General features: G+C 52.3%; 11 protein-coding genes. All 11 read left to right on the plus strand.

The features are described 5' to 3' along the window. The first annotated feature begins 177 nt into the window (after nt 1-177). Nucleotides 178-1,941 carry a threonine--tRNA ligase gene (thrS, locus tag FGQ67_RS03480; RefSeq protein ID WP_138340079.1) on the plus strand — a complete coding sequence of 588 codons (1,764 nt, stop codon included), beginning with the start codon at nt 178-180 and terminating at the stop codon, nt 1,939-1,941. 323 nt (nt 1,942-2,264) lie between these two features. After that, nucleotides 2,265-2,855 (plus strand): hypothetical protein, encoded by a 591-nt coding sequence (locus FGQ67_RS03485; RefSeq protein ID WP_138340081.1) that lies wholly within the window; start codon nt 2,265-2,267, stop codon nt 2,853-2,855. A 99-nt stretch (nt 2,856-2,954) separates the two neighbouring features. Beyond that, nucleotides 2,955-3,689 (plus strand): sugar transferase, encoded by a 735-nt coding sequence (locus FGQ67_RS03490; protein ID WP_249934370.1) that lies wholly within the window; start codon nt 2,955-2,957, stop codon nt 3,687-3,689. Beyond that, complete coding sequence (locus FGQ67_RS03495) at nt 3,690-4,799, plus strand: glycosyltransferase family 1 protein (protein WP_171025175.1); 1,110 nt, start codon at nt 3,690-3,692, stop codon at nt 4,797-4,799. It abuts the gene before it with no gap. Next, nucleotides 4,799-5,917, plus strand: a complete 1,119-nt coding sequence (locus tag FGQ67_RS03500; RefSeq protein WP_138340083.1) for a polysaccharide pyruvyl transferase family protein — start codon at nt 4,799-4,801, stop codon at nt 5,915-5,917. The genes FGQ67_RS03495 and FGQ67_RS03500 overlap by 1 nt, the downstream gene beginning before the upstream one ends. Nucleotides 5,918-5,929: 12 nt before the next feature. Then, nucleotides 5,930-7,135 carry a Coenzyme F420 hydrogenase/dehydrogenase, beta subunit C-terminal domain gene (locus tag FGQ67_RS03505; RefSeq protein WP_138340085.1) on the plus strand — a complete coding sequence of 402 codons (1,206 nt, stop codon included), beginning with the start codon at nt 5,930-5,932 and terminating at the stop codon, nt 7,133-7,135. Continuing rightward, nucleotides 7,128-8,345, plus strand: a complete 1,218-nt coding sequence (locus tag FGQ67_RS03510) for a glycosyltransferase (protein ID WP_138340087.1) — start codon at nt 7,128-7,130, stop codon at nt 8,343-8,345. The genes FGQ67_RS03505 and FGQ67_RS03510 overlap by 8 nt, the downstream gene beginning before the upstream one ends. 17 nt (nt 8,346-8,362) lie before the next feature. Next, nucleotides 8,363-9,307: a glycosyltransferase gene (locus FGQ67_RS03515; protein WP_138340089.1), complete on the plus strand. Its 945-nt coding sequence runs from the start codon at nt 8,363-8,365 to the stop codon at nt 9,305-9,307. Nucleotides 9,308-9,316: 9 nt separating this feature from the next. Beyond that, nucleotides 9,317-10,549, plus strand: coding sequence for an O-antigen ligase family protein (locus FGQ67_RS03520; RefSeq protein ID WP_138340091.1), 1,233 nt, complete (start codon nt 9,317-9,319; stop codon nt 10,547-10,549). A 33-nt stretch (nt 10,550-10,582) separates the two neighbouring features. Beyond that, a complete protein-coding gene (locus FGQ67_RS03525; RefSeq protein WP_171025176.1) occupies nt 10,583-11,992 on the plus strand; it encodes a lipopolysaccharide biosynthesis protein in 1,410 nt (469 codons plus the stop codon). Nucleotides 11,993-12,023: 31 nt separating this feature from the next. Next, nucleotides 12,024-12,178 (plus strand): sugar phosphate nucleotidyltransferase (locus FGQ67_RS03530; protein WP_171025177.1); only part of this gene is annotated, 155 nt, incomplete at its 3' end.

Below are 12,178 nucleotides of genomic sequence, written 5' to 3' on the forward strand. Positions count from 1 at the left end.
ACGCGCCCCGCGGCCCCGCCCCACACGATGAAGCATGCGTAGAAAATCGCCCGCCGTGCCATTAAGGTGCGGCGGGCGCTTGTATACAAAGGCAACCTGCCTATAATGATGCAAGTCAAAAACGCCGAGCGCATCGCACACACTTGCATTAGGCATCCGAGAGGAGAAAACATACCCATGAAGGCACTCTACAATGACGGTTCGGTGGCCGAGCTCCCGCAGGACGAGGTCACGCACGTCATCCGCCACTCCGCCGCGCACATTATGGCGCAGGCCATCAAGCGCCTCTATCCCGAGGCCGACTTTGCCTACGGCCCCGCGACCGACAACGGCTTCTACTACGACGTCGACCTGCCCGAGGGCGTCAAGATCAGCGAGGACGACTTCCCCGCGATCGAGGCCGAGATGAAGAAGATCGTCAAGGAGAACCTCAAGTTCTCCGTGTACGAGAAGCCCCGCGCCGAGGCTATCGCCCTTATGGAGGAGCGCGGCGAGAAGTACAAGGTCGAGCACATCGGCGACCTGGACGACGACGCCCGCATCACCTTCTATCAGCAGGGCGACTACATCGACATGTGCGTCGGCCCCCACATCTGCTACACCAAGGCCCTCAAGGCCTTTAAGCTCACCGGCGTCTCGGGCGCCTACTGGAAGGGCGACAAGGACAACAAGATGCTCACCCGCATCAACGGTGTCGCCTTTGCCACCAAGGAAGAGCTCGACGAGCACATGCACATGCTGGAGGAGGCCAAGAAGCGCGACCACCGCAAGATCGGCCGCGAGATGGACCTCTTTATGATGCGCGACGAGGCCCCCGGCTTCCCGTTCTTCCTGCCCAACGGCATGATCCTTAAGAACACGCTGCTGGACTACTGGCGTGAGATCCACCACAAGGCCGGCTACGTGGAGATCTCCACGCCGCTCATCATGAACAAGCAGCTGTGGAAGACCTCGGGCCACTGGGACCACTACAAGGACAACATGTACTCCACCGTCATCGACGACGAAGAGTACTGCATTAAGCCCATGAACTGCCCGGGCGGCGTGCTGGTGTACGCCTCCAAGCCGCACTCCTATCGCGAGCTGCCCATTCGCGCCGGCGAGATTGGCCTGGTGCACCGTCACGAGCTGCGCGGCGCCCTGCACGGCCTGTTCCGCGTGCGCTGCTTTAACCAGGACGACGCCCACCTGTTTGTGCGTCCCGACCAGCTGACCGACGAGATCGTGGGCGTGGTCAACCTCATCGACTCCGTGTACCAGAAGTTTGGCTTTAAGTATCACGTTGAGCTTTCCACCCGCCCCGAGGACTCCATGGGTTCGGACGAGGACTGGGCGCGCGCCGAGGAGGGCCTGCGCACTGCTCTGGAGAAGCTGGGCATGGACTACGAGGTCAACGAGGGCGACGGCGCCTTCTACGGCCCCAAGATCGACTTCCACCTGGAGGACTCGCTCGGCCGTACCTGGCAGTGCGGTACCGTCCAGCTCGACTTCCAGATGCCGCTCAACTTTGACCTGGAGTACGTGGACGCCGACGGCACCAAGAAGCGCCCCATCATGCTGCATCGCGTGTGCTTTGGCTCCATCGAGCGCTTCATCGGTATTCTGATTGAGCACTTTGCGGGCAAGTTCCCCACCTGGTTGGCCCCCGTGCAGGTCAAGGCACTTCCGGTTTCCGAGAAGAGCCGCGACTACGCCCACGAGGTGTGCGCCAAGCTGGAGGAGGCCGGCATTCGCGTGGTCTGCGACGACCGCGACGAGAAGATCGGCTACAAGATCCGCGAGGCCCGCGGCATCGACCGCGTGCCCTACATGCTCATCCTGGGCGAGAAGGAGGTCGAGGCCGGCAACATTTCCGTCCGCGATCGTTCCAACGAGACCGTTCAGATGAGTGTTGACGAGTTTGTGGCCAAGGTGCTCGAGGAGATCAAGACTCGCGCCTAGCACAAACTATACAAGAATTAACAAAGGCGATCGTCCTATAGGGTGGTCGCCTTTTTTTGTATATAGAAGAAAAGCCGCTGGTTAGAGCGGCTTTTTTGTTGTGCAAAAAGGTACAGGTTTTTGTAGAGGCGTATGGAGATGCACCCATTCGCGGCGCATTTTGTGCAATCTGGGAAAACGCGAGCAGTTTGCTCGTATAATGAAGCCCGTCAAAAGATACAAAAACCTGTACTTTTGCGACTGCGCCTAGCTGCGAGCGAGAAGCCTGTTCTTAACGCCCCTGCATCCGCGTGTGTCGCGGAGCTGGAGAAGGGGGCGAGAATATGGAACAGACAATGCGGCGCCAAGAGCAGCTGCCCGGTGCCTTTAGTGGCGCCACCACCAACAGCCAGCATGGCCGTGTCCGCTGGTATCTGGTCCACACCCCCAACGGTAAAGAGCGCGAGACCTGCGAAAAGGTCCGCCGCATTATCCCGCACGAGCTAATGCAGGACGCCTTTGTGATGCAAAAGGAGTTCTGGTTTAAGCGGGACGGTGCCTGGTCGCTCCAAACCAAACCCATGTACAAGGAATACTTCTTCGTCGCCACGCGCGATGCCGCCCTGCTCGATAAGGCTTTGGCCCAGTTGAGCTTTGGCTGCCGAATTGCTGGCAGCAGGGAGCGGGCGTATGCGCCCATGCCGGACGATGCGCAGGACTGGTACCGCAGCGTGCTCGACGACGACGGCGTGGTACGCAACAGCGTAGCGCGCATAGAAGACGGCGTGCTGCACATAGAGCAGGGGCCCTTGGTGGGGCAAGAGGCCCGTGTAAAGAAGATCGACCGTCATAAACGCTGGTGCCTGGTGGACGTGGGCGAAGGCGACTCCGCATTTAGGGAGCTGCTTCCGTTGGACGTGCCTAGTAAGACGTAAGGGGACGTCGCATTGGCAATTCATTCGCAATTTGAATTCATCGATGGGGGGGGGATCCCTGAAGACAGGGACGTGGATTTGAACTTGACTACTAAAGAAATGACAGGGAAAAACGCGCCGGTGGGGGCCGCGCTCGTTGCCCAGGCAATGAGCGGCGGCGACGCGAGCGTGCGCTACAAGGCCATGCAGGTCGTGAAAGACAGGGATCGCACGCGCCTGGCCTACCGCACCGTCAAGCGCGCGTTCGACATCGTGTTCAGCGGCTGCGTGCTGGCCGTCATCGCCGTGCCCAGCCTTGTGCTCGCAGCCGCCATCCGCCTGGAGAGTGAGGGCAACCCGTTCTACAGCCAGATCCGCGTGGGGCAGACCCACCGCGACGGCAGCCTGTCCACCTTCCGCATGTGGAAGTTCCGCTCCATGTACAGGGACGCCGACGAGCGCCTCGCCGAGCTCAAGGGGCAGAACGAGATCGCCGGCGCCATGTTCAAGATGAGGGACGACCCCCGCGTCACCAAGATCGGCAAGTTCATCCGCAAGCACTCCATCGACGAGTTCCCGCAGTTCCTCAACGTGTTCCTGGGCCAGATGTCAGTCGTGGGCCCGCGCCCGCCGCTGCCGAATGAGGTGGCCGAGTACACAGAATTCGACCTGCAGCGCCTGGCCGTGAAGCCCGGGATCACCGGCTGGTGGCAGGTGACGGACCGCAACGACACCGACTTCGACGGCATGGTCCGACGCGATCTGGAGTACATCGCCAAACGCGGCGTGGTCACCGATTTAAAGATTGTTCTCCTTACAGTCGTTGAGGTCTTTACCGGTGGCGGTGCTTGCTAGATGACTGAACCGATTAGGGTAGCCCAGGTTGTTGGCAAGATGGTTGGCGGCGGCGTCGAGGCCGTTGTCATGAACTATTATCGCCATATTGACCGAAGTAAAGTCCAGTTCGATTTTCTTGTCGATTCAGATTCGACGCTCGTGCCACGTGAAGAGATCGAATCGCTTGGTGGTCGAATCTTTGAGATTCCGCCCTACCAGCATGCGATTGAATATCAGCGAGAGCTTCAAGGTCTCTTTACGCAAGAGGGCTGGAAGATAGTGCACAGCCATATCAACGCGCTTTCCGTCTTTCCGCTTCGCGCCGCGAAGAAGGCAGGGGTACCCGTGCGTATCGCCCACAGCCACTCGACGAGCGGCAAAGGCGAGTTTGCAAAAAATGCCCTTAAAGGCTTTTTGAAACTGTTTTCGACAAGGTATCCAACTGATTTGGCGGCCTGTACTGAGTATGCCGGTAAATGGCTGTTCGGCTCATCCCATTTTACCGTCTTTAATAATGCTATCGATTTGAGCAGTTTTTCTTTCAATCGTTCGATTAGGGATGAGCAACGTGCTGGGCTTGGAGCGCAGGACGATACGCTGGTATTGGGGAATATCGGTAGGTTCATCCCCCAGAAGAATCAGCTGTTTTTGCTTGATGTTTTCAAGGCGGTTTATGCTCAGAATCCTGATTCCATCCTTGTTATCTGCGGCGATGGAAAGTTGAGACCGCAGGCGGAGGAAAAGGCGCGCTCGCTGGGAATTGCGTCAGCGGTGCGTTTTCTCGGTCAGATTTCCAATGTACAGGACGTCTATCAGGCGCTTGATTTATTCGTTCTCCCTAGTCTGTACGAGGGCCTCGGAATGGTCGCGATTGAGGCCCAGGTCTCCGGTCTCCCGTGCATCTGCTCTGAGAGGGTCCCCAACGAGGTCGCGCTATCCGGTCGGTGCAGCTTCGTTCCGTTGAGTGCGGGCATTGAGGGCTGGTCCAATGCGATCCTTACCACACGCACAGATGTCGTTAATCGTTCCGATCCCCAAGCATCTCTGGGGCTTGAATGTTATGACATCTTTAGGGCTGCGCCCAAGCTCGAAGAGTACTACCTGAAGTTATTTGAAACGGTGAATTAATGAATATTTGTATTTTAACGTGGCTCCATAATCAAAATTTCGGTACGTTGCTTCAGGCTTATGCCCTACAGCAGTTTTTGAAGGCAGAAGGGCATGACGTTGTCGACGCCGACTATCTTCCCTGCGTTAAAGAAAAGCTACTGAACTGGGCGATCAACCGGAACTCCTTCGATTTATTTGCTGGCAAAGCACGCGAGCTATTCAATCGTAAGAAGGAACATGATGACTTCGGATCCTCGACGGCTGACGTATTCAATCGCTTTTTGAGCCAGAACATCGAGACCACTGATCGGATTGTCGATACAGACGGACTGGTCGATTTACGGGGAAAATACGATGCATACGTCTGTGGATCTGATCAAATCTGGTCCCCTTATCTTTTGAATAGGAATTTCTATCTCTCCTTTCTAAGCGACAGCGATAAGAGAATCGCGTATGCACCCAGCTTCGGTGTCACGAGCACCACGCAGAGGAAGAAAAAGATCATTACCGATCTGATTAAAACGTTCAGCTCTGTGTCTGTTCGTGAAGATGCGGGCGCGGATTTTGTCGAATCCCTCGGTCTCGAGCGCCCTTCACAGGTTGTGGACCCCGTCCTGCTCCTGTCGAAAGAGGACTGGGCCCCGCTCATCAACGGTAAATGTCCTGAGCCCGGGAAAATCGTCTGCTATTTCCTTGGGAATAGGCCGTTTTACAGGAAAGCTGTCGATTTGATTTCAAAAGAGCTCGGCTGCGAGGTCGTGACGCTTGTCGGTTCAGGTAAAAATGCTGTCGACGAGCAGCTCAATCCGCGTTACGGGCTTGGTCCCGATGAATGGCTCGCTTATCTGGCGAGCGCGCGGTTCGTGTTAACCGATTCGCTGCACGGTACGCTGTTTTCTCAAATTTTCCGCAAAGACTATTACTGCTTCAAGAGATTTGAGGAGACCGACAAGCGCTCTCAAAACTCTCGAGTCGAGAGCCTCTCGAGGCTTTCGAATACCGAGGATCGTCTGCTAGATGGCTATGACAGTCACATGAACGCTACGGAAATCGAGGGCTATGAGAAGCGACTGTCCGACGTGGAGTCGCTCATCACGTTTTCGAAAAAATGGCTCTTGGATGCTCTTGAGCAATAGGGGGAAGTTAGCTTGAGCAAGAACATCGACACAGTTTCTCACCGGGCCTGCTTTGGTTGCGGAGCTTGCGCGGCCAAATGCCCTTTTTCCGCTATTACTATGCGTACCTCGCCCGACGGTTTCGAATATCCCGTGGTGGACGCAGCGAGATGCACCTCCTGCGGTCTTTGCCTGCGTACCTGTCCGGCGGAAAACCAAGTCGACGCGGACTCGGAGGCCATTCGCGCCGCTGTCTTGCAGAGCGATGACCCGGACGAGCTCGCGCAAAGTTCGTCCGGCGGCGTCTTCTCCCTTCTTGCGAAACGTATACTATCGGACGGCGGGCGCGTTTACGGCGCCGCCTGGGATGGCGTCGATCACGTCAGGCATATCGGTATATCCGAGCTTGCCGAAATCGCGCTCCTGCAAAAGTCCAAATATGTCCAGAGCGATGCTAGCGAATCGTATCCCGAAGTGCTCAGCGATCTCAAATCCGGCAAGCGAGTCCTCTTCAGCGGTACTCCTTGTCAGGTTTCCGCGCTGCGTCTCTATTTGGGTAAACCGATGGATGGGCTGACAACCGTCAGCGTTGTTTGCCACGGTGTACCAAGCTCTTCCATGTTTCGTTCCTATGTTGACTGGCTCGAGCTTCGGGAGAAGTCCGATGTCACCGCACTGACTTTTAGAGATAAATCGAAATTCGGATGGGGCCATAACATAAAAATCGAGTTATCCGACGGCAGGATTATAAAGAGGCCCGCTGCATTCGATCCCTTTTATGGTTCCTACATCAAAGGCCTGATCAGCAGATCGTCTTGCTACGGCTGTCCTTTCAGAGGGTGTGACAGTCCTGCCGACATCATCCTCGGTGATTCCTGGCGTTCTGAGTCTGTCCAAGACTGCGGACATCCCGAGAAGGGTGTTTCGGCCGTTATCGTGAAGACCGAGCGCGGGGCAAAATTGATCGATGAAATAAGCGATTGCGTCGCCTGCTCTAACAACGGCCTTGCTCCGGATGATGTGCTGCTGCATGAAGATCCTAATAAGCGCTCGGATCTTGAGGAGAGGCGCGATGCCGTTATCGAGCATTTCGAGGCTACAGGATTACAAATCTTTGATTCCGTCCTGGCGCCGAATGCGACTCTTTTCGACCGTCTGAAAATGCTGCTCCCCCCGTCGTTGCGCCTGCGTGTAAAGCGGTTTGTCCGATCTATCAAACCTAGGACCGTGCATGAGTAACTTCACCACAGTGATAACGATTTGCGACCGTCCCCATATCGGGGGCGGAGCCTCAAAAATCGCAATTGAGACAGCTTCGGCTTTGGCGAAGATGGGGCTTAACAGCTATTTCTTCTCAGCGCTGGGAGATCCTGATCCGGCGTTGGTCGAATCTGGAGTCATCTGTGTCAATTGCGGGCAGGGTGATGTCTTGAATGGTGGCGTCTCCGGTGCTGCCCAAGGTGTCTGGAACCGACGCTCGGAATTGGCGCTGAGTGATCTGCTCGGGCAGCTTAATCCAGAGACGACGGTCGTTCATGTGCATTCATGGACGCACTCCCTTTCCTCGTCGATATTCAGAGCAATAGAGCGACGGGGTTTCAAATGTCTGATTACCGCCCATGAGTACTTCCTCGTTTGTTCCAACGGTGGGCTCTACGACTATGTGAATCAGTGCAACTGCGGAATTGCCCCCGGTTCCCCGAAGTGCCTGCTGCATAACTGTGACAAGCGCTCGTATATCCAAAAACTGTATCGGTCTGTTCGTTTTTCCGTGCAGGACCATGTATTGAGGGCTCTGCATCCGGCGGTTGCCTTCGTTTCAGATTCCAGTCGTCGGTTGATTGAGCCTTATCTAACATGGGAAGCCAAGCGATTCGACTGCTTGAATTACGTTGATGCTAACAAATTCCAACATGGGTTTGATTCAGATTGCAAGGCTTACCTATTCGTTGGCCGCCTGAGCCCCGAAAAAGGCTGTGATTTATTTTGCGAAGCCGCCAGCAGGGCCGGTTTGGACGCTATCGTCATCGGTGACGGCACCGAACTGAAGAAGCTGTCGGACAGCTATCCTGATATCAAATTTATGGGTGCGCTGTCCCATGATGAGGTACTTTCCGTTATGGGACGCTCGCGTGCGATTGTTATGCCTTCGGTTTGTCGAGAGACGTTCGGGCTTGTCGCCTATGAAGCAATGATTGCTGCTGGACTGCCGTGTATCGTTTCGGATGTCGGCGATGCGGCCTCCTTTGTGACGTCGAAAGGTCTCGGCGAGGTCTTCAGCGCGGGCAGCACTGAGTCGTTATCTAGTGCAATGCTCAATATGCTCAATCCCGATGTTTACTCGCGTTACAGGGAGGCGGTTGAGAAGGCTGACTTCAGCTGCCTCGAAAAGACCGCGTATGTTGAACGTCTTATCAGTATCTACGATCAGCTAATCGCTGAGCATTAATTGGACGAAGGTTTTTAATGGTTACGGTTGTGATGTCAGTTTACAACGGCACGCGATATCTTACTGAGCAGCTAGACAGCTTGAGGCTTCAGGCCGTGTCTCCGGACCGAGTACTAATCGCGGATGATTGCTCGACGGATGGCTCGTTCGATCTTATTTGCAGATACATCGAGAAATACAGTCTCAGTAATTGGACCCTCAGCAGAAACTGTTCGAATTTCGGCTGGCGCAAAAGTTTCAAGGCGCTTCTCGACCTTGCGTCTAAAAACGACTGTATCGTATTTCCGTGTGATCAGGACGATATCTGGGATTCGGATAAAATCGCCGTGATGTCCTCGATTCTCCAGAAGGATCCTTCGATTGACGTCCTATGCTGTGCCGTCGAGCCGTTTTATGAAGATGGCGGTAAAAAAGTAACAGTATATGGTGCAGTTGATAATGCCAAATCTGTTGATGATTTGGATGCTCCGTCTTTTGACGAAAAGTTTATGGCAGTACGTCGACCTGGATGCTCATATGCTGTTAAATCGAACTTTATTAGAGAAATCTTGCCATATTGGCAGGATGATTTTGCGCATGACGGAATGCTGTGGCGATTCTCTTTGTTGAAGGGAACCCTCAGGCTCTTGAATCGGCCCTTGATTCGATTCCGTAGACATGACTCTAATGCAACCGAGATGCGTTACCTTGATAAAAGATCTCGTATTGGTGAGATAGAGATGTGTCTGAGGTTTTCTAATGCTTTAGAAGAATACTGCAGTAGCAATCCTGGTGATTATCGTGGTTCTTCTGCGCATATAGAACATTACCGTTCTGTTTTGGATGCCCGCATGCACTTGCTTGAAGGCGGTCTAAGAATTAGCGATCTAGGCATCATTTTAAAATATCGTGAGTATGAACTGTCAAATTGTTCCCTGCTTGGTGATTTAAAGGCCTTAATCAGTTCCGGTGACAGTAAGTAGGCGTTTAGAATGCTTGAGCTCTTAACTAACGAATTCACTATTTTGATTTTCGCCGCAATCCTAAGCGTTATTTCTCCTGTTAAAGGGTTATTTTTTATAGTTCTAGGATTGCTCGTTTTCAAAGAAGTTCTTTCCGGGCGTCTTTATAAAGTTCTTTTAGATAACGCCATTCCTGTTGCCGTGTCGGGCGCGATAATTTTCTTTTCTGCCATTGCGTTTGCGTCCCGAAGCATGGATGAATCCCTCCTTACGGTCTGCTCGTACTTCTTCTGTATTCTTCTTGGTTTTATTTACGGTAAAGAAAAGAACGATGGCTGGGTTGGGGCTGCATTGCTCATGCTTCGCAATATAACCGTGTTCGCCTGCCTATTTAGCTTTGTCCTTGAAATTGTTTTAGGTCAACGATTAGTTACAAATGGTTCTTTTTCTTTTCTGCAAACTATAACGATTGATAATCCATCCCTGTATCGACTGCGTAGTTTTTTCGGACATGCAATCGTATTTGGTCAAATAATAGTTATTGCGGTGGTAATTAACTTTAAATTGGAGACGAGCAAAATGAAACGTCTCTTATACTCTGTGATTCTTTTGGTCGCTCTGCTTCTGACGAAGAGCCGTAGCGCTTGGATCATTCTCACGGCGTTAGCATTGGTGTACCTGGTTTTTCGCCTAAAGAATCCTGAGTATTCTAAATGGAATTTAATTGCTCTTTTAACCCCAGCTGTATTGCTGCTCGTTTTCATGCTTTACAAGTCTGGGCTGTTTAACTTTGTTGGTTCACGATTTGGTGAACTTGAAACTGATGTGTCATATAGCCAGCGCTCTGGAGCGATTTCCTACATTATTCATAGCTTCCTAAGCAGACCGCTGTTTTGGCTTACTGGAAATGGTTATGGCAGTAGTCGCATAACCATGTTGGACACCACAGTTGAAATCAGTGGTTTTTCAACGGTAGACAACGGTTTCCTTGCAATGCTGTATGAATATGGTTTTCTTGGAATTTGTGGTTTTGCATCCTTGCTGATTTCCGCTGGCATCAGTTCGTTCAAGTCAGATTGTGAACTTGATCAAGTGCTTTTTTCCGTTTCCTGTATATGCTGTGCGGAGTTAATGTTTTACTGCGAGCTTGGTTGGTGGGTGCCAACGGTCATCTTGTTTGCTACCTGTGGACTCGCCCTGGGCAGAGCGAGTGCTCGGCATTCAAATTTGTGTGAGTCAGGCCCTAATTTGATTTCTGAATAAATCAAGGTTGATAGTTTAATCAAACGAGGTCAAATGAATTATTCGTCTATTGCACGCAACACTATGATTGCGTTTGCTGCACAGTTTATTTCTCTATCGGTCAGTGTCGTCATGTCGCTGCTCGTGCCGAAAATCGTCGGCGTTGCCGATTATGGTTATTGGCAGCTGTTCATGTTCTATACGACCTATTCTGGCTTTTTCCACCTTGGCCTGAACGATGGTGTCTACCTGATCAACGGCGGTCTCTCTCGTGAGGAAATCGATAAGAGCTCGATCAAGTCTCAATATATTTTAGGCGCTTGTTTCCAGGCGCTTATCTGCCTTGTCATCACCCTTGTTTCGATGCCTCTCGTCGATGATGCTAATCGAGTCTTTGTTATCGCGTCTTTCGCGCTTTACACCGTCGTCTACAATCTGACAAGCTATCTTGGCTTTGTTTTCCAGGCAATGAACGAGACTAAGCTGTTCTCGTTTTCCACTATGCTGGACAGGCTGGTGTTTCTGGCCCCGCTTCTTGTTCTAATTGGACTAAAGGTTTCGGACTACCACCCCTATGTCTACGCGTATCTCGTTTCGAAGATCATCGCGCTCATTTATTGCTCTTGGATGGGTAGGGATATCCTTCGAGCTAAATCGATGTCTTTTTGCAACGCGCTTAAGGACGGTATTCACAGTATCGTCGTCGGCGTAAAGCTGATGATTGCTAACATTGCCGACACGTTGATTCTCGGCGTTTCTAGGTTTCTTATCGATCATTTTTGGGGAATCGTCGCCTTTGCGAAAATTTCTTTCTCCCTCTCGCTGGTCAATTTCTTTATCACTTTCGTTTCGCAGGCGAGCATGGTCTTATTTCCTGCTCTTAGGACAGGTTCTGATGAGGAGAGGGTTCGTTTTTACATTGGCATAAGAAATGCTATCGAGCTCATATTCCCTGCAATCTTTTTGCTCTATTTCCCTATGGTTTGGATTTTGGGGGCGTGGCTTCCTCAATATTCCGAAAGCCTTAGATATTTTGCGCTTTTACTCCCGATATGCGTCTTTAATACAAAGATGAGCCTTTGCTGTACTACCTATTTCAAGGTTCTTCGTAAAGAACAGCTGCTCCTGAAGTTGAATATCGTTGCCGTTATTTGCAGCACCGTCTTTTCGGTATTCGGTGTTCTCGCTCTCGATTCACTCGATGCTGTCCTGTGTGGCGCTGTAATCTGCATTATCGGAAGGTCGCTGTGGTCCGAACTATATTTAAATGAAAGGTTAAGTGCTCCGGGTTCGTCCAGGCCGTTTCAGGAGATTTTGCTTACAGTTGCCTTCGTCTTATTTACCGAGCTCATGCCCGGTGGAGTGGCGGCACTCCTGTATTCGATAGTTTATATTGGCTATCTTTTACTTAATCATTCTGAATTGAAAAACGTTGCCTCGCATTTGAGCAGGCTTAAGCATTAGTAAATGTCATTCAACTAGATTGGATTAGGATATGAAGGGCATCATCCTCGCCGGCGGGTCCGGCACCCGCCTGTACCCGCTCACGCTCGTGACCTCCAAGCAGCTGCTTCCGGTCTACGACAAGCCCATGATCTACTACCCGCTGTCCACCCTCATGCTGGCGGGCATCCGGGACATCCTGGTCAT

The sequence above is a fragment of the Collinsella aerofaciens genome, assembly GCF_005845035.1.
GTDB classification, from domain to species: Bacteria; Actinomycetota; Coriobacteriia; order Coriobacteriales; family Coriobacteriaceae; genus Collinsella; species Collinsella aerofaciens_I.